Here is a 17,142-nt window from a genome sequence, read left to right on the forward strand (position 1 = left end):
TCGCACAGAAAGTCCGACCATGAACCTTCCTCAAGCTTTCCCGCTGCGCCGCGCGTTGGCCGCGGCACTGGGCAGCCTGGCGCTGCTGGTGGCCTGCGGCGGCGGTGTCTCCGAACAGGGCACCGGCACGCAGCCGGTGTATGCCTCGGGGCCGATCAGCGGCTTCGGCTCGGTCATCGTCAATGGCGTGCGCTATGACGACACCGGCGTCACCGCCAAGGACGACAGCGGCGCCAACGTGGACCTGCTGCTGGGCATGGTGGTGCAGATCGATGGCGAGAAGCTCGACCGAAGCACCACGCCGCTGCCCACTGCCACCGCCAAGGCGATCACCGTGGTCAGCGAACTGCTGGGCCGGGTGGATGCGCGCGACGACGTGGCCGGCACGCTGACCATCCTGGGCCAGACCGTGTCCATCCTGCCGACCCCGGCCACCGACCGTGCCGTGGCCGTGGGTGACCTGGTCGAGGTTTACGGCCTGTATGACGTCTCCAACCAGCGCTACACCGCCACCCGCATCCAGCACCGCTCGGGTGTCAGTGCGCTGCGGCTGCATGGCAAGGTGGGCAGCGTGGGCAGCAACAGCTTCACCGTGGGCGGCGCCACGATCCGCTTCACCACCGCCCCCGACGGCCTGGCGGTGGGCGCGGTGATGCGCCTGAAGCTGGCCACCTCGCCGGTGGCGGCCAACACCTGGACCCTGCTGAGTGCGCAAGCCTCCACCGCCAAGGTGCCGGCCGACGACACCGAGGTCGAGGTCGAAGGCGTGATTTCCAGCTACACCTCGCTGTCCAGCCTGGTGGTGCAGGGCATCACCGTGGACGCCAGCGGCGCCGCGCTCAGCGGCGGCACCACGCTGGCGGCAGGCGTCACCATCGAAGCCGAAGGCAAGATGCAGGGCGGCGTGCTGCGCGCCACCAAGGTCGAGATCAAGAAGGCCGAGGACGGCGGTGGTGGTGGCGGTGGCACCGAGCCGGTCGAGGTGGAGATCACCAGCGCCATCGCCAGCGTCAACGCGGCCAGCAAGACCCTGGTGCTGAACAAGGGCTCGCAGAAGGTCGACTACTCGGCGGCCACCTTCCGCGGCGGTCTGACGGCGGCCCAACTGGTGGCCGGGCTGCGCATCGAGGTCAAGGGCGTGCTGTCCAGCGATGGCACGACGGTGCTGGCCTCGGAGATCAAGGCAGACAACTGATCGCCTGATGCCCCGGCCCGTGTGCCGGGGCCGGCGCGCCTACCGGGCTCAGCCCAGGCGGGCCTGGTGCCGGGCGATCTGGGCGCGCGCCTGCTCGGGCGCGGTGCCGCCCAGCGTGCGGCGCGCGTCCATCGAGCCGCGCAGCGTCAGCACCTCGAACACATCCTCGCCGATGCGGGCATCAAAGCCCTGCAGCGTGGCCAGCGGCAGGTCGGCCAGGTCCAGGCCGGCGCGCAGGCCTTCCTTCACCGCATGGGCCACGACCTCGTGGGCATCGCGGAAGGGCAGGCCCTTCTTGACCAGGTAGTCGGCCAGGTCGGTGGCGGTGGCGTAGCCGCGCAGCGCGGCGGCCTGCATGGCCTCGGCCTTCACGGTGAGTCCACCGCTGCGCGAGCCATCGGCCGCCACCTCGCCGCCCACCATCTCGGCCATGATGCGCAGCGTGTCCTTGACCGTGTCGACGGTGTCGAACAGCGGTTCCTTGTCTTCCTGGTTGTCCTTGTTGTAGGCCAGCGGCTGGCCCTTCATCAGCGTGATCAGGCCCATCAGGTGGCCCACCACGCGGCCACTCTTGCCGCGCGCCAGCTCGGCCACGTCGGGGTTGCGCTTCTGCGGCATGATCGACGAGCCGGTGCAGTAGCGGTCGCTGAGGTTGATGAAGCCGAAGTTCTGGCTCATCCACAGCACGATTTCTTCCGCCAGGCGCGACACGTGCACCATCACCAGGCTGGCGAAGGCGGTGAACTCGATCGTGAAGTCGCGGTCGCTGACGGCGTCCAGGCTGTTCTGGCAGACGGCTTCAAAACCCAGCGTGCGCGCCACGCGCTCGCGGTCCAGCGGGTAGCTGGTGCCGGCCAGCGCGGCGGCGCCCAGCGGCAGGCGGTTGACCCGCTTGCGCAGGTCGGCCAGGCGCTCGGCGTCGCGGGCGAACATCTCCACATAGGCCAGCAGATGGTGCGCAAAGCTCACCGGCTGGGCCACCTGCAGGTGGGTGAAGCCGGGCATCACGGTCTCGGTGTTCTGCGCGGCCACCGCCACCAGGGCGCGCTGCATGTCGGCCAGCAGCTCGGCGATCTGGTCGATCTCGCCGCGCAGCCACAGGCGCACGTCGGTGGCGACCTGGTCGTTGCGGCTGCGGCCGGTGTGCAGGCGCTTGCCGGCGTCGCCCACCAGCTGGGTCAGGCGGGCTTCAATGTTCAGGTGCACATCTTCCAGCTCAAGCTTCCACTCGAAGGCGCCGGAGTCGATCTCGGCGCGGATCTGCGCCATGCCGCGCTGGATGTCGGCCAGGTCCTGGGCGCCGATCACACCCTGCGCGGCCAGCATCTCGGCGTGCGCCAGGCTGCCCTCGATGTCGGCGGCCCACAGCCGCTTGTCGAAGAACACGCTGGAGGTGTAGCGCTTGACCAGCTCGCTCATCGGCTCCGAGAACAGGGCCGACCAGGCCTGGGATTTCTTGTCGAGTTGGTTGCCGCTCATCGTGCCACGGGGGGTTCGGGGAAAACGCGCATTCTACGAACCGGGCGAGAATCCGCGCGTGAGCACCGCCCCCGACACCGGCCAGAGCACGCTGTTCGACGACCTGCGCGACGCGGTCGAGGCCGGTGTCAGCGCCGCCGAGCCGGCCGCGCTGGCGCCGCTGTGCCGAGTGGGCATGGTGCTGCGCGCGCTGCTGGTGGCGATTGCGGTCACCGCGATCGGCCTGGCCTTCAGCCACGCCCGCCTGCTGGACTGGGCGCTGGCCATGGGCACCTGGGCCACCTGGGTGGTGCCGTCAGCGCTGCTGTGGCTGTTGCTGGCCTGCGCGGCCGGCCAGGGGCTGGCGCGGCGCTGGCCGGCCTGGGTGGCGCCGGTGCAGGCGCTGGCCGGCGCAGTGGCCGCGGCGCTGGTGTGGCAGCTGCTGGACCACTGGCGCCTGGCGCCGCGCCCGGCTTCCTGGCTGGCGCCGGCGCTGGCCGGCGGCGCGCTGGCCCTGCTGATGGTGCGCACCGTGCGCTGGCGCGAGCGGGCCCGGCTGCCGGCCACCGCGGCGGCCCAGCTGGCCGACCTGCAGACCCGCATCCGTCCGCACTTCCTGTTCAACACGCTGAACACCGCGATCGCGCTGGTGCAGCACGACCCGCGCCGCGCCGAGGAGGTGCTGGAAGACCTGGCCGAGCTGTTCCGTGCCACGCTGGGCACGCTGAACCGGGCCTCCACGCTGGCCGAGGAGGCTGAGCTGGCACGGCGCTACCTGTCGATCGAGGAGTTGCGCTTCGGTGCCCGGCTGACGGTGCGCTGGGACCTGGACCCCAACGCCGCCTCGGCCCGGCTGCCGACGCTGGCACTGCAGCCGCTGGTGGAGAACGCGGTGCGCCACGGCGTGGAGCCCGCCGCGCGCGGCGGCACGATCGAGGTGCGCAGCCGCCGCCGCCGCGACCGCGTGCTGCTGTCGGTCACCAACACCGTGCCGCTGGAGGCGGCGCCGCGCCCTGGCCACGGCATCGGCCTGGCCAGCGTGCGCGAGCGCCTGCGCCTGCTGCACGACCTGGACGCCGACGTGCACAGCGGCATCATCGAGGATGGCCGCTGGCGCGTGAGCCTGTCGCTGCCGGCCGAGTGACATGAACGATGCCCCACTGTCCGTGCTGATCGTCGATGACGAGCCCCTGGCGCGCATGCGCCTGCGCAGCCTGATGGCCGACGCCACCCAGCCCCGGGTGCAGGTGCTGGCCGAGGCCGGCAGTGCTGCCGAGGCGCTGCATGCGCTGGCGCGTCAGCCGGTGGACCTGGTGATGCTGGACATCCACATGCCCGGCCTGGACGGCCTGGGCTTGGCCGAGCGGCTGCGCGCGCAGCAACCTGCGCCGGCCGTGGTCTTCGTCACCGCCCATGCCGAACATGCGCTGCAGGCCTTCGAGCTGGAAGCCACCGACTACCTGACCAAGCCGGTGCGTCGCGAGCGCCTGGCGCAGGCGCTGCAGCGGGTGGCGGCGCGCCAGGGGCGCGTCGCGGTGCCACCGGTGCCGGTCGACGAGCGGCCCACGCTGGTCGTCAGCGACCGTGGCCGGGTGCTGCGCATACCGCTGACCGACCTGGTGTATCTGCGCGCCGAGATGAAGTACGTCACCCTGCGGACCCGCTCGCACAGCTATGTGCTGGACGATTCGCTGGGCGAGCTGGAGCAGCGCCTGGGTGAGGCGGTGATCCGCATCCACCGCAGCGTGCTGGTGGCACGCCAGGCGGTGCGGGCGCTGGCCCGCCACCCGCTGGACACGGGCGAGGACGCCGGCGACACCTGGGCGGTGCAGGTCGAGCCCACCGGCGAGTGGCTGCCGGTGTCGCGGCGCCAGTTGTCGGCCGTGCGGGACGCGCTGGCCGGCGGGGCGGCGTGAACCCGCGCCTGATCTGGGCCGCGCTGGTGCTGGTGGCCCTGGCGGCGCTGGTGTCCCTGGGCTGGCTGCTCGGCGCCGCCCGACCGGCGGGGCCCCATGCGTCCGACGCGGTGGCGGCAGCCGGCTGGACCTTGGCCGACGGCTCGCTGGCCGCGGTGGCGGATCCGCCGGGCGACGAGGCGGTCGCTGCCGCACCGGGCCCGATCGCCGCGCCGCAGCCCGACGCCGCGCTGGGCCCGGACTGCGGCTTCGCGCCCTGGCTGGAGCGACCCGGCACGCTGCCCACGGACGCCGAGAAGGCCCGCATCCACCGCCAGGTCGCTGCCGGCTGGCTGGCAAGCCTGCAGGCCTCGCCCGACATGGCGCTGCAGGCGGTGGGCCGGTGGCTGGGCTCGACCACCTTCAATATCCACGAGCCGGCGCTGGCCGATTGCCGCGGCGAAGGCTGCCGGCCGGTGCTGCAGCGGCTGGTGCGGCGCGTCGAGCGCCTCTCCGGCCAGCGCGCGCAGGCCGCGCAGAGCCTTCAGACCCAGGCACTGGCCAGCAGCGATCCGCGGGTGCTGGCGCTGGCCGCCGCCAGCTGCCATTTCCAGGCGCCCACCGAGCTGGGGGATTGCCTGGCGGGACCTGCCGCCCGCTGGGTGGCCCTGGAGCCCGACAACGCGGCGGCCTGGCTGCAGCAGGCGCAGGCCGCGCACCTGCAGGGTGACTGGTCGGGCGAGGCCGATGCGATCCACCACGCCAGCCTGGCGACGCGCTACCAGCCGCCCGGCACCTGGGTCGGCGCGCTGCTGGATCGCCAGCTGCCGGCCGAGCTGCAGGGCGAGCCGCGGGTGGTGCTGCAGATCGCCGTGGCCGGTGCGGTGGCCACCCTGTCCAACGTCAGCCCGTCGGTGGTGGATCACTGCCGGCAGACGGCCGTCGAGGATCCCAACCGCGCCCAGACCTGCCTGCGGTTGGCCGAGCTGCTGCTGGCGCAGGCCCCGGACCTGATCACGCTGGCCTATGCCGAGGCGCTGGGCCGGCACGCCGGCTGGTCCGAGGAGCGCCAGAACGCCCAGCGCGCGCAGCGCGAAGCGCTGATGGCGGCCCAGCAGCGCGAGGCCCAGGCGGATCTCGGCCAGGACGGTGGCGACAGCGGGCCCTCCTGCCGCCAACTGCTGCGCGGCGGCGCGATGCTGCAGCGTGTGGCCCGGCTCGGTGAGCTGCGGGCGATGCGCGAGCTGGCGCAGCGCTGACCCAGCGCCGCAGCCCCATGGCGGCCGCACGCAGGCCGCGCGCTAGCCGGTGTTGCGCAGACCCGCCGCGATGCCGTTGATCGACAGGTGGATGCCCCGGCGCACGCGCTCGGCATGCGGGTCGGTGTCGCGCTGCTTGCGGTAGCGCCGCATCAGCTCGACCTGCAGGTGGTTCAGCGGGTCGAGGTAGGGGAAGCGGTGCTCGATCGAGCGCGCCAGCGCCGGGTTGCTCTGCAGGCGCGAGGCTTCGCCGGTGATCAGCGCCAGCGCGTCGGCGGTGCGGTCCCACTCGGCCTTGATCGCGGTGAAGATCTTCTTGCCCAGGCGCTTGTCCTCGACCAGTTCCACGTAGCGCGCGGCGATGCGCAGATCGCTCTTGGCCATCACCATGTCCAGGTTGGACAGCAGGGTGCGGAAGAAGGGCCACTGGCGCACCATCTTCTGCAGCAGCTCCAGGCGCTGGTTCCGGCCGGCGTCATGGCCCAGGTAGGCCTCGACCGCCGAGCCGAAGCCGCACCAGCCTGGCAGCGCCACGCGGCACTGGCCCCAGGAGAAGCCCCAGGGGATGGCGCGCAGGTCCTCGATCGCGCGCGTGGCCTTGCGCGAGGCCGGGCGTGAGCCGATGTTGAGCTCGGCAATCTCGCGGATGGGGGTGGCGGCGAAGAAGTAGTCGGTGAAGCCGGGGGTCTCGTAGACCAGCGCGCGGTAGGCCGCCATGCTGGCCTGGCTGAGCGCCTCGGCGGCCTCCAGGAAGGCCTTGGGCGCGGCCTTGGTGGGGTGCAGCAGCGTGGCCTCGAGCGTGGCGGCCACCAGGGTCTCGAGGTTGCGCCGGCCGATCTCGGGATGGGCGTACTTCGAGGCGATCACCTCGCCCTGCTCGGTCAGGCGGATCTGGCCGTTGACCGTGCCCGGCGGCTGGGCCAGGATGGCCTGGTAGCTCGGGCCGCCGCCACGGCCCACGGTGCCGCCGCGGCCATGGAACAGGCGCAGCCGGATGCCGTGGTCCTCGGCCATGGCGCTGAACTGCTCGACCAGTGCGATCTCGGCGCGGTAGAGCTCCCAGTTGCTGGTGAAGAAGCCGCCGTCCTTGTTGCTGTCGGAGTAGCCCAGCATCACGTCCTGTTCGCCGCCGCTGCGGCGGATCAGCGCCGCCACGCCAGGCAGCGCATAGAACTCGCGCATGATGTCCGGCGCATGGCGCAGGTCGGCGATGGTCTCGAACAGCGGCGAGACGATCAGGTCGGCCACCGCATCGTCCTCGCCCAGCACGCCACGCAGCAGGCCGGTCTCCTTCTGCAGCAGCAGCACCTCGAGCAGGTCGGAGACGGTCTCGGTGTGGCTGATGATGTAGTGGCGGATCGCCTCGGGGCCGAAGCAGGCGCGGCCCTCGGCGGCGGCTTCGAAGATGGCCAGCTCGCCCTGCGTCAGCGCCGAGTACTCGGCCGCGCGCACCCGCAAGGGCCGGGCATCGCCCAGCAGGCGCAGCAGCAGGGTGCGGCGCGCCGGCTCGTCGAGCGCGGCATAGTCGGGCTCGATGCGGGCCAGCTTCAGCAGTTCGGCCACCACCAGCTCGTGCTGGTCGGAGCTTTGCCGCAGGTCCACCGTGGCCAGGTGGAAGCCGAAGACCTGCACCGCCCGGATCAGCGGCGCCAGCCGCGGCGCCACCAGCGCCTGGGCGTGGTGGCTGCGCAGCGAATCCTCGATCACCCGCAGATCGGCCAGGAACTCCTCGGCGCTGGCATAGGGGTTCTGCGGTGCCACCGCGTGGCGCAGCGCTTCGGTGCCGGTCAGCTCGTGCAGCGTGGCCGCCAGGCGGGCATACATGCCGATCAGCGCACGGCGGTAGGGCTCGTCCTCGCGGTGCGGGTTGCGGTCGGGCGAGCGCTCGGCCAGCGCCTGCATCGCGGGCGTGACCGGCGACAGGATGTTCGAGATCGACAGCTCGGCGCCCAGCGTGTGCACCTCGGTCAGGTAGTGGCGCAGCGCGGTCTCGCCCTGGCGGCGCAGCGCCAGGCGCAGGGTGTCGGCGGTGACGTTGGGGTTGCCGTCGCGGTCGCCACCGATCCAGTGGCCCATGCGGAAGAAGCCGGGCACCGCGTGGCCGGGCAGGGCCTGCTCGATCTCGCGGTACATGCGCGGGATCTGGCGCAGGAAGGTGGCGTGGTAGTAGCTGAGCGCATTCTCGATCTCGTCCGACACGGTCAGCTTGGCGTAGCGCAGCATGCGGGTCTGCCACAGCTGCGTCACGCGGGCGCGGATCAGGTCTTCGTTCTCCTGGCGTTCGGCCTCGGTGCGCAGGCCGTCGCGGCGCTCGATCAGCTGGGCGATGGCGCGCTCGGCGTCCAGGATGGAGGTGCGCTGCACCTCGGTCGGGTGGGCGGTCAGCACCGGCGAGATGTAGGCCTGCTGCAGGGCCTCGGCGATGTCGGCGGCGCGGTGGTCGGCGCGCGCGAGCTTCTCGAAGCAATGGGCCAGCGAGCCCTCCTGGTGGGTGCCGGCGGCCTCGTGGACCTCGCGGCGGCGCACATGGTGGCGGTCCTCGGCGATGTTGGCCAGGTGCGAGAAGTAGCTGAAGGCGCGGATCACGCTGACCGTCTGGTCGGCCGAGAGGTTCTTCAGCAGGCGATCGAGCACGCGTCCGGCCGAGGCGTCCTTCTTCAGCCGGAAGGCCACCGAGAGCTGGCGCACCCGCTCGATCAGGTCGAAGGCCGCACGACCTTCCTGCTCGCGGATCACATCGCCCAGGATGCGGCCGAGTAACCGGATATCCTCCATCAGCGGCTTGTTCTTGCTGGCGGCGTCGCCATCCTGGCTGCTCTTTACCTGTGCATTCGGCACGGTCTTGGTGCGCTTGGGGCGGCTGGTGGTGCGCGTTTCTGCACGGGGCATGGTGGACTCCTGGGGACGTAACCAAGTTACCAATCGGCAATCGTAGCAGGAGTGGTGCCAGCGCGGATAATCCGCCGACATGAATTCTTCTCAACCCGACACCGTCGTCATCGCCACCCGCGAGAGCCGCCTGGCGCTGTGGCAGGCCGAACATGTGCGCGACCGCCTGGCAGCTGAGCTGTCGCTCAAGGCTGAACTGCTGGGCATGACCACCCGCGGCGACCAGATCCTCGACCGCAGCCTGTCCAAGGTGGGCGGCAAGGGCCTGTTCGTCAAGGAACTGGAAACCGCGCTGGAAGACGGCCGCGCCCGGCTGGCGGTGCACTCGCTGAAGGACGTGCCGATGGACCTGCCGGATGGCTTCGTGCTGGCGGCCATCCTCGAGCGCGAGGATCCGCGCGACGCTTTCGTCTCCAGCCGCTACGAGAACGTTGACGCGCTGCCCCAGGGCGCCTGCGTGGGCACCTCCAGCCTGCGCCGTGTGGTGCAGCTCAAGGCGATGCGGCCCGATCTGCGCATCGAGCCGCTGCGCGGCAACCTCGACACCCGGCTGCGCAAGCTGGATGAGGGCGGCTACGACGCCATCGTGCTGGCCGCGGCCGGCCTGAAGCGCCTGGGCCTGGGCGCACGCATCCGCGCCGTCTTCGACGAGCAGCGCATGATCCCGGCCGCCGGCCAGGGCGCGCTGGGCCTGGAGGTGCGCGAGGACGACGCCGCGCTGCGCCAGGCGCTGCAGGCCTTCGTGCACACCCCCACCTGGCTGGCCACCCATGCCGAGCGCGCGGTGTCGCGCGCGCTGGGCGGCAGCTGTTCGGTGCCGCTGGCGGCGCACGCGGTGGTGGCCGACGGCCAGATGCAGCTGGAGGTGGCTCTGGGCAACGCCGCCGATCCCACCCAGCCGCTGCTGCGCGCGCGGCTGAGCGGGTCCGTTGCCGACACCGCGGCCGCCGAGGCCCTGGGTCAGGCCGCTGCCGCGCAATTGCGTCAGCAGGGCGGCGACGCCTACCTGGCCGCCGGCGCGGCCGGATGACGCCCGCGCCTGCCGCGCCGATGCTGCTGGTCACGCGGCCCGAGCCGCAGGCCAGCGACTGGGTGCGGCGGCTGCAGGCGCTGGGTCTGCAGGCCCGGGCGCTGCCCCTGCTGGCCGTGGGGCCGGCGCCCGATCTGGCGCCGCTGCGCGCCGCCCGGGCTGCGCTGGTGCCAGGGGCGCTGGTGATGTTCGTCAGCCCCAATGCGGTGCTGCAGAGCGCTGCCGCCGGCTTCTTCGACGCCGCCTGGCCGGCGGGCGTGCGTGCCGGGGCCACCGGTCCGGGCACGGTGCAGGCGCTGCGTGGGCAGGGCGTGCCGGCCGAGGCCATCGTCGCGCCGGGCGCCGATGCCACGGCCTTCGATTCCGAACACCTGTGGCAGCAGCTCCGGCATGAGGACTGGCGCGGTCGCCCGGTCTGGATCGTGCGGGGGGAGGGCGGCCGAGACTGGTTCGCCGAGACGGCCCGTGCGGCCGGCGCCCAGGTGCAACTGGTGCAGGGCTATGCGCGCGGCGCGGCGTGCTGGACCCCGGAGCAGCGGCAGTGGCTGAGCGACGCACTGGCCGCGCCCGAGGCGCATTGCTGGCTGTTCAGCAGCAGCGAGGGGCTGGAGCACCTGGCTGCCGCCGCGCCCGGCGCCGAGTGGTCGCGCGCGCGCTGCCTGGTGACGCATCCGCGCATCGCCGCTGCGGCGCAGTCGCTGGGCCTGGGTACGGTGGACCTGATCGGCGTGGGCGTCGAGGCGGTGGCGCAGGTCTGGGGCCAAGGGGCGTCGATACAATCGGCGCCCAATGGCGAGCCCTGATCCCCAGCCCTCCGAGACCCCGGCCGAAGCCCCTGTGGCGGCCCCGGTCCTGCCTGCGTCGCCGGCTGCTGCACCTGCAGCGGCCTCGGCACCCGCATCGGCCCCTGTGACCCCTGCCCAGACCGTGCCCTGGCGTGCGCTGGGGCTGGCGGCCGTGGGTGCCGCCAGCGTGGCCGCCGCGGTGCTGGCCTGGAACACCCAGCAGCGCGTGAAACAGCTTGAGCAGGAACTGGTGCGCCGCCAGCAAGGCAGCCAGGACCTGGCCACCGAGGCCCGGCTGCTCGCCCGCCAGGCCCAGGAGGCGGGCACCGAGATGCAGGGCAAGCTGGGCGTGCTCGAAGCCCGCGTCGCCGAGACCGCGCTGCAGCGCAGCCAGGTCGAGGAGCTGATGCAGTCGATGTCGCGCTCGCGTGACGAGAACGTGCTGGCCGATGTCGAGGCCTCGCTGCGCGTGGCGCTGCAGCAGTCGGCGATCACCGGCAGCGCCGAGCCGCTGGTGGCCGCGCTGCGCCAGGCCGACGAGCGCCTGGCCCGCTACAACCAGCCGCGCATGGAGCGGGTGCGCCGCGCGGTCGTGCGCGATCTCGACCGCGTGCGCGCCGCCCAGGTGGTGGATGTGCCCGCGCTGGCCGTGCGCCTGGACGAGGCGGTGCGCCAGGTCGACGACCTGCCGCTGCTGAGCACGCCGGAGCGCCGTCCGGCGGCCGCGTCGGCCGCCGCGCCGGCCGCCTCGGCGGCGGCCCGTGCGGCGTCGGCGCCGGCGTTGGAGGGGCTGGCCTGGCGCGAGGTCTGGGACCGCTTCAGCGCTGCGGTCTGGCATGAGGCCCGCTCGCTGCTGCGCGTCACCCGCATCGACCGGCCCGAGGCCTCGCTGATGTCCCCCGAGCAGGGCTTCTTCCTGCGCGAGAACCTCAAGCTGCGCCTGCTCAATGCGCGCCTGTCGCTGCTGTCGCGCCAGTTCGACCTGGCCCAGGCCGACCTGACCCAGGCCCAGCAGATGCTGGAGCGCTATTTCGACCGCAGCTCGCGGCGCGTGCAATCCACCAGCGAGCTGGCCCGCCAGGTGGCCCAGCAGGCCCGCCACGTCAGCCTGCCGCGGCCCGAGGAAACCCTGGCGGCGCTGGCCGCCGCCGTGGCAGGACGCTGATGCGCTCGCTGATCTGGCTGGTGCTGATCTTCACCGTGGCCGTGGTGTCGGCCACCGTGCTGGGCCGCAACGATGCGCTGGTGTCGGTCTTCTACGACCAGTGGCGCCTGGACCTGTCGCTGAACCTGTTCCTGCTGCTGCTGCTGGGTGCGGTGCTGCTGACCTTTGCCGCACTGCAGGCCGCCAGCGGCCTGCTGAGCCTGCCCGGCCGCGCGCGTGAATGGCGCCTGCTCAAGCGCGAGCGCGCGGCCCACGCCGCGCTGCGCGAGGCCTGGCGTGAGCTGCTGGCGGCCCGCTACGCGCGCGCCCAGCGCGCTGCCCAGCGCGCGCTGGAGCTGCAGGCCGACGTGCCTGAGCTGAAGGGCGACGTCGGTTTCTCGGTGCTGGCCCAGATGGCCGCCGCCAGCGGACAGCACCGCCTGCAGGACCGCCGGGGCCGCGATGAACGCGTGCGCCAGGCCCTGGCCATGGCCCGCGACCGCAACCTGCCTGGTGCCGCCGCCGATGGCGTGCAACTGCTGGCCGCGGAGTGGGCGCTGGACGACCGCGACGCCACCCGCAGCCTGGCCCTGCTGGGCGAGCTGCCGCCCGGCGTGGCGCGCCGCACCCAGGCGCTGCGCCTGCGCCTGCAGGCGGCGCGGATGAAGCGCCAGCCGCTGATGGCACTGCAGACCGCGCGGCTGCTGGCCAAGCACCAGGGCTTCTCGGCCGAGGCGGCGCGCTCGCTGCTGCGCTCGCTGGCCATCGAGGCGCTCGAGGGCGGCTACGACCTGCAGCAACTGCAGCAGGTCTGGCAGGCGCTGGACGCCAGCGAGCGCGCCGACGCCTGGGTGCTGGCCCGAGCCGCCCGCCGCGCCTGCGATCTTGGCCACCCCGAGCAGGGCCGCCAATGGCTGCAACCCGCCTGGGACCAGATCGCCCGCCTGGAGCCCGACGCCCGCAAGGAACTGTCGCTGGCCCTGGTGGCCTGCGCCGCCGGTGCCGGCACCGACTGGCTCAACCGCGTCGAAACGGCACTGGCCCGCCACGGCCACGAAGCTCCGCTGGTGGCCGCCGCCGGCGCCGTCTTCGCCGAGCGCCAGCTATGGGGCAAGGCCCGCCGCCCGCTGGAGCAAACCGCCGCCGCCGACGACCTGCCCGCCCGCGTGCGCCGCGACGCGCTGCGCCGCCTGGCCCAGCTCGCCCGCGAACAAGACGACGAAGCCACCGCCGCCCGCCACGAGCAGCGCGCCGCCGGACTCGATTGACCGCGAAACGCCAGGGCCGCTTGTGCAACGCGCCAAAAGCCTGCTATACTGCTAGCTTCTGCAGACGGCAAGCGGCTCTTACCTAGGAGCCAGGCACTGCCTGCAATGCGGCTGTAGCTCAGTTGGATAGAGTACTTGGCTACGAACCAAGGGGTCGTGGGTTCGAATCCTGCCAGCCGCGCCAATAACGCCAGAAGGGGCTGACCGAGAGGTCAGCCCCTTTTTGCTGTGGACCTCGCCCTGGATCGGCCACGGCGTAGGGCTTCCCGCGCGAGGCCGGGCAGCGCTGCGCGGCTTCAGGCAAGCTCTGGCCGATGACAACCGCACCCGCTCTGGCCACCCTGATGGACGCCCCATGGCAGTCCCGCTTCGCGCAGGCCGTGCCGCGCATGGCCGAGGCCTGGACGCCAGCCGGCGTGCCTGCGCCGGCCGCGCTGGCACTGAACACCGAGCTGGCACTTGAGCTGGGGCTGGACCCGGCGGCACTGGCCGCGCCCCAGGGTCTGGCCGTGCTGGCCGGCAACGCGGTGCCGCCGGGGGCGCGGTCCGTGGCCCAGGCCTATGCCGGGCACCAGTTCGGCGGCTTCGTGCCGCGGCTGGGCGATGGCCGGGCACTGCTGATCGGTGAGCTGGTCGACCGCCAGGGGCGCCTGCGCGATGTGGCCCTCAAGGGCAGCGGGCGCACGCCGTTCTCGCGCGGTGGCGATGGCAAGGCGGCGCAGGGGCCGGTGTTGCGCGAGTTCCTGGTGTCCGAGGCGATGCATGCGCTGGGCATTCCCACCACGCGCTCGCTGGCTGCGGTCGCCACCGGCGAAACCGTCTGGCGCGAGCGGCCCTTGCCCGGCGCGGTCCTCACCCGCGTGGCGGCCAGCCATCTGCGCGTGGGCAGCTTCCAGTTCGCCGCCGCCTGGGGCGAGGGCGAATCATTGCGGGCACTGGCCGATCATGCGATCGAGCGCCACCAGCCCGACGCCGCCGGCCGCCCCGAGCGCTTTCTGGCGCTGCTGCAGGGGGTGGCGCGGCGCCAGGCGGCGCTGGTCGCCCGCTGGATGGGCGTGGGCTTCATCCACGGCGTGATGAACACCGACAACATGACCATCTCGGGCGAGACGATCGACTACGGCCCCTGTGCCTTCATGGAGGCCTACGGTCCTCGCACGGTGTTCAGCTCGATCGATGTGGCGGGCCGCTACGCCTATGCCAACCAGCCGCTGATCGCGCGCTGGAACCTGGCCCGCCTGGCCGAGTGCCTGCTGCCACTGCTGTCGGATGACGAGCAGCAGGCGCTGCACCTGGCTACCGGCGTGGTCGACGCCTTCCCGGCGCTCTACCGCGCCGAATGGCTGGCGGTGATGCGCGACAAGCTGGGCCTGCCACGGTCCGACGACGAGGTCGACGAGGCGCTGGCCCAGGCCTTCCTGGCCCTGCTGCAGCCGCGCCAGATCGACTTCACGCAGGCCTTCCGCGCGCTCAACAGCGCGGCCGATGGCGACGAGGCGGCGCTGCGCGCGCTGTTCGCGCCCGAGGCCGACGAGGCGCTGGCCGCGTGGCTGCAACGCTGGCGCGCCCGGCGCGCCGGCGCGGGCGATGCCGAGCGCGCGGCCATGCGGCGCGCCAACCCCGCCTACATCGCCCGCAACCACCAGGTGGAGGCCGCATTGGACGCCGCGCAGGAGCGCGGCGATCTGGCGCCCTTCGAGCGCCTGCTGGCGGTGGTGCGCTCGCCCTTTGACGAGCGCGCCGAGGATGCCGTCTTTGCCGAGCCCGCGCCGGTGGCGGTGACCGCGGGCTACCAGACCTTCTGCGGCACCTGATCAGGTGCCCGTGGGCCGCGCCAGCTTCAGCGCGGCACTCAGCACGGCGCGGTCGCCGATGTGGTTGGCCAGGATCAGCACCAGCTTGGCGTTCATCAGCTCGACCTGCTCGTCGCTGAGTTCGCGCTGGCTGTCGATCAGTTCCTCGTAGAAGCCGTCCGGGTCGGCGATGCGGGGTTCGGTGTGGAGCGTGCTCATCGCGGGGTCCTTGGTCAGGCGGCCAGGCAGCGGCGCAGCGCGTCGGTGGCCAGCTCGGCGTCAAAAGTGCGCCAGCGGGCGGCCACATGCTGGTCGGGGCGGATCAGGTAGACCGTGCCGGGCTGGGCGTCATAGCGCTCGGCCACCAGGCCGTCGATGTCGTGCAGGTCGCGGCCCACATGCAGCACGCGGGTCAATACGCCATTGACCTCGATCGACTCGGCCGGTGCATCGCCAAAGGCCAGCAGCACGAAGCGGCCGCCCAGGTGCTTGAGCAGCCAGCTGCGCTGGCCCTTGACCTCGACAGGCGCGTCGGCGCAGTTGGTGCCGGGTCGCATCTGGCCGGCGAAGGCATCGGTGTCGGGCGTGTTCAGCGGCGACGCCAGGTAGGGCGTCGGCATGGAGAGGCGGCCGCTGTTGACCAGCGGGCGGGCGAAGGCCTCGGTCTTGGCCAGCTCCAGCACGGCGTCGCGGTAGCGCAGGCTGCCGCGGCTCTTGGGGGTGATGAAGTCGGTCGAGCGGGTGGAGTTCTTCAGGTTGTCGTCGGCCGCGTAGGCACGCTCGGCGTGGTAGCTGTCGATCAGCGCCTCGGGTGCGCGGCCGGCCAGCACCAGCTTGAGCTTCCAGGTGAGGTTGTCGACGTCCTGCACGCCGGTGTTGGCGCCGCGCGCGCCAAAGGGCGAGACCTGGTGCGCGGCGTCGCCGGTGAACAGCACGCGGCCGTAGCGGAAGTTGTCAATGCGCCGGCAGGCGAACTGGTAGACCGAGACCCACTCCAGCTCGAACTGCGCGTCGGGGCCCAGCATCGCCTGGATCCGCGGGATCACGTTCTCGGGCTTCTTCTCCTCGTCCGGGTCGCTGTCCCAGCCGAGCTGGAAGTCGATGCGCCAGACGTTGTCGCTCTGCTTGTGCAGCAGCACGCTGGTGGGCTTGCCCTGGCGGCTGTAGAAGGGCGGGTCGAACCAGAACCAGCGCTCGGTCGGGAAGTCGGCCTTCATTACCACATCGGCGATCAGGAAGCGGTCCTGGAAGAACTGGCCGGTGAACTGGCCGTCGACCATCTTGCGGGTGTCGCTGTTGGCGCCGTCGGCGGCGATGACCCAGGTGGCTTCCATCGTGAAGACGCCGTCGGGCGTCTGCACCGTCAGCACGGCGTGGTCGTCCTTCTGCTGGATCGCCAGCAGCTTGTGCTTCCAGCGCAGGTCCACCAGCGGCGAGGCGTTGCAGGCCTCGACCATGTATTCCTCGAGGTAGTACTGCTGCAGGTTGATCATCGCCGGCATCTTGTGTGCCGGCTCGGGCAGCAGGTCGAAGCTATAGGCCAGCTCGTCCTTGAAGAAGACCTTGCCCACCTTCCAGCTCACGCCCTTCTCGACCATGCGCTCGGCCACGCCCAGGCGGTCCCAGATCTCCAGCGGGCGCTTGGCGTAGCAGACGGCGCGCGAACCGATGCTGACGGTGTTGTTGTCGTCCAGCACCACCACCGGGATGCCGTAGGCCGCGCAGTCCAGCGCCTGGGTCAGGCCGATCGGGCCGGCGCCGATCACCACCACCGGGTGGCGCTTGACGGTGCCCAGGTGCTGCTCGTCCGAGCAGCGGTAGGCGAACTCGGGATAGGTGTAGGTCTTCTGCATGACGGGCTGCCGATCGGTGCTGGACATCAGTGCTTGAACTCGGACTCGTGCATCCAGGCGGCGTGCTTGGGCGCGCGCTTGGTCTGGGCCCACTCGTTGAGCATGGCCCACTTCACCTCGTCCAGGTCCTTGGCCATCTTGGGCGTGGCGGTGTCGGCAGCCAGCTCCAGCCGGTGGCCGTTGGGGTCGAAGAAGTAGATCGACTTGAAGATGGTGTGGTCGGTCAGTCCCACCACCTCGATGCCGTCGGCCTGCAGCCGGGCCTTGATCTGCTCGAGCTCGTCCACGCTGCCCACCTTGAAGGCGATGTGCTGCACCCACTCGGGCGTGTTCTGGTCGCGGCCCATGGCGGGGGAGTTGGGCAGCTCGAAGAAGGCCAGCACGTTGCCGGCGCCGGCGTCCAGGAAGACGTGCATGTACGGGTCCGGCGCCTTGGTCGAGGGCACCTGGTCCTCGGCGATGGCCAGGATGAAGTTCATGCCCAGGTACTTGCCGTACCACTCGACGGTCTGCTTGGCGTCCTTGCAGCGGTAGGCAACGTGGTGGATGCGTTCGATGGGCATGGCGGTCTCC

The 17,142-nt window shown here is 72.0% G+C and carries 14 protein-coding genes and 1 tRNA gene; 10 read left to right on the forward strand and 5 right to left on the reverse strand.

Translation table 11 applies throughout. The features are described 5' to 3' along the window. Positions 1-19: 19 nt before the first annotated feature. Positions 20-1,195, forward strand: a complete 1,176-nt coding sequence (locus KAK03_RS05590) for a DUF5666 domain-containing protein (protein WP_210852192.1) — start codon at positions 20-22, stop codon at positions 1,193-1,195. 48 nt (positions 1,196-1,243) lie between these two features. On the opposite strand, the gene argH is transcribed toward KAK03_RS05590, so the two are convergent. Further along, positions 1,244-2,674 (reverse strand): argininosuccinate lyase, encoded by a 1,431-nt coding sequence (gene argH, locus KAK03_RS05595; RefSeq protein WP_210852193.1) that lies wholly within the window; start codon positions 2,672-2,674, stop codon positions 1,244-1,246. Positions 2,675-2,732: 58 nt separating this feature from the next. On the opposite strand from argH, the gene KAK03_RS05600 reads away from it, so the two are divergent. Genes KAK03_RS05600 through KAK03_RS05610 form a run of 3 tightly spaced genes read left to right on the forward strand, consistent with a single transcriptional unit; the run spans position 2,733 to position 5,807 of the window. After that, positions 2,733-3,797 (forward strand): sensor histidine kinase, encoded by a 1,065-nt coding sequence (locus KAK03_RS05600; RefSeq protein ID WP_310738484.1) that lies wholly within the window; start codon positions 2,733-2,735, stop codon positions 3,795-3,797. Between the two features lies 1 nt (position 3,798). Beyond that, the gene (locus KAK03_RS05605) at positions 3,799-4,569 is read left to right on the forward strand and encodes a LytR/AlgR family response regulator transcription factor (RefSeq protein WP_210852194.1); all 771 of its coding nucleotides are present in this window, start codon (positions 3,799-3,801) and stop codon (positions 4,567-4,569) included. Next, positions 4,566-5,807, forward strand: a complete 1,242-nt coding sequence (locus KAK03_RS05610; RefSeq protein WP_210852195.1) for a hypothetical protein — start codon at positions 4,566-4,568, stop codon at positions 5,805-5,807. The genes KAK03_RS05605 and KAK03_RS05610 overlap by 4 nt, the downstream gene beginning before the upstream one ends. 42 nt (positions 5,808-5,849) lie before the next feature. Here the strand turns inward: KAK03_RS05610 and ppc are convergent, their stop codons facing one another. Next, a complete protein-coding gene (ppc, locus tag KAK03_RS05615; protein WP_210852196.1) occupies positions 5,850-8,696 on the reverse strand; it encodes a phosphoenolpyruvate carboxylase in 2,847 nt (948 codons plus the stop codon). Between the two features lie 79 nt (positions 8,697-8,775). Here ppc and hemC point away from each other — a divergent pair, with 79 nt between their 5' ends. From hemC to KAK03_RS05645, 6 genes are all read left to right on the forward strand, one after another. Further along, positions 8,776-9,726, forward strand: a complete 951-nt coding sequence (gene hemC, locus KAK03_RS05620) for a hydroxymethylbilane synthase (protein ID WP_210852197.1) — start codon at positions 8,776-8,778, stop codon at positions 9,724-9,726. Continuing rightward, entirely contained in the window at positions 9,723-10,529 is an 807-nt protein-coding gene (locus KAK03_RS05625; RefSeq protein ID WP_210852198.1) for a uroporphyrinogen-III synthase, read from the forward strand. The genes hemC and KAK03_RS05625 overlap by 4 nt, the downstream gene beginning before the upstream one ends. Positions 10,530-10,635: 106 nt before the next feature. After that, positions 10,636-11,676 (forward strand): uroporphyrinogen-III C-methyltransferase, encoded by a 1,041-nt coding sequence (locus tag KAK03_RS05630; protein WP_310738485.1) that lies wholly within the window; start codon positions 10,636-10,638, stop codon positions 11,674-11,676. Then, a complete protein-coding gene (locus KAK03_RS05635) occupies positions 11,676-12,923 on the forward strand; it encodes a heme biosynthesis HemY N-terminal domain-containing protein (protein WP_210852200.1) in 1,248 nt (415 codons plus the stop codon). The genes KAK03_RS05630 and KAK03_RS05635 overlap by 1 nt, the downstream gene beginning before the upstream one ends. Positions 12,924-13,030: 107 nt before the next feature. Continuing rightward, a tRNA-Arg gene (locus KAK03_RS05640) sits at positions 13,031-13,107 on the forward strand. A gap of 130 nt (positions 13,108-13,237) precedes the next feature. Next, a complete protein-coding gene (locus tag KAK03_RS05645; protein ID WP_247660935.1) occupies positions 13,238-14,737 on the forward strand; it encodes a protein adenylyltransferase SelO in 1,500 nt (499 codons plus the stop codon). Here KAK03_RS05645 and KAK03_RS05650 read toward each other — a convergent pair whose 3' ends face one another. From KAK03_RS05650 to KAK03_RS05660, 3 genes are read right to left on the reverse strand one after another with little or no spacing between them, the layout of a single operon-like run. Next, complete coding sequence (locus tag KAK03_RS05650; protein WP_210852201.1) at positions 14,738-14,935, reverse strand: DUF2783 domain-containing protein; 198 nt, start codon at positions 14,933-14,935, stop codon at positions 14,738-14,740. Between the two features lie 14 nt (positions 14,936-14,949). After that, positions 14,950-16,569, reverse strand: coding sequence for an FAD-dependent oxidoreductase (locus KAK03_RS05655; RefSeq protein ID WP_210852277.1), 1,620 nt, complete (start codon positions 16,567-16,569; stop codon positions 14,950-14,952). Positions 16,570-16,595: 26 nt separating this feature from the next. Continuing rightward, positions 16,596-17,132 carry a VOC family protein gene (locus tag KAK03_RS05660; RefSeq protein ID WP_210852202.1) on the reverse strand — a complete coding sequence of 179 codons (537 nt, stop codon included), beginning with the start codon at positions 17,130-17,132 and terminating at the stop codon, positions 16,596-16,598. Positions 17,133-17,142: the final 10 nt, after the last annotated feature.

Source organism: Ideonella alba, from assembly GCF_018069845.1.
Lineage (GTDB): Bacteria > Pseudomonadota > Gammaproteobacteria > Burkholderiales > Burkholderiaceae_C > Ideonella > Ideonella alba.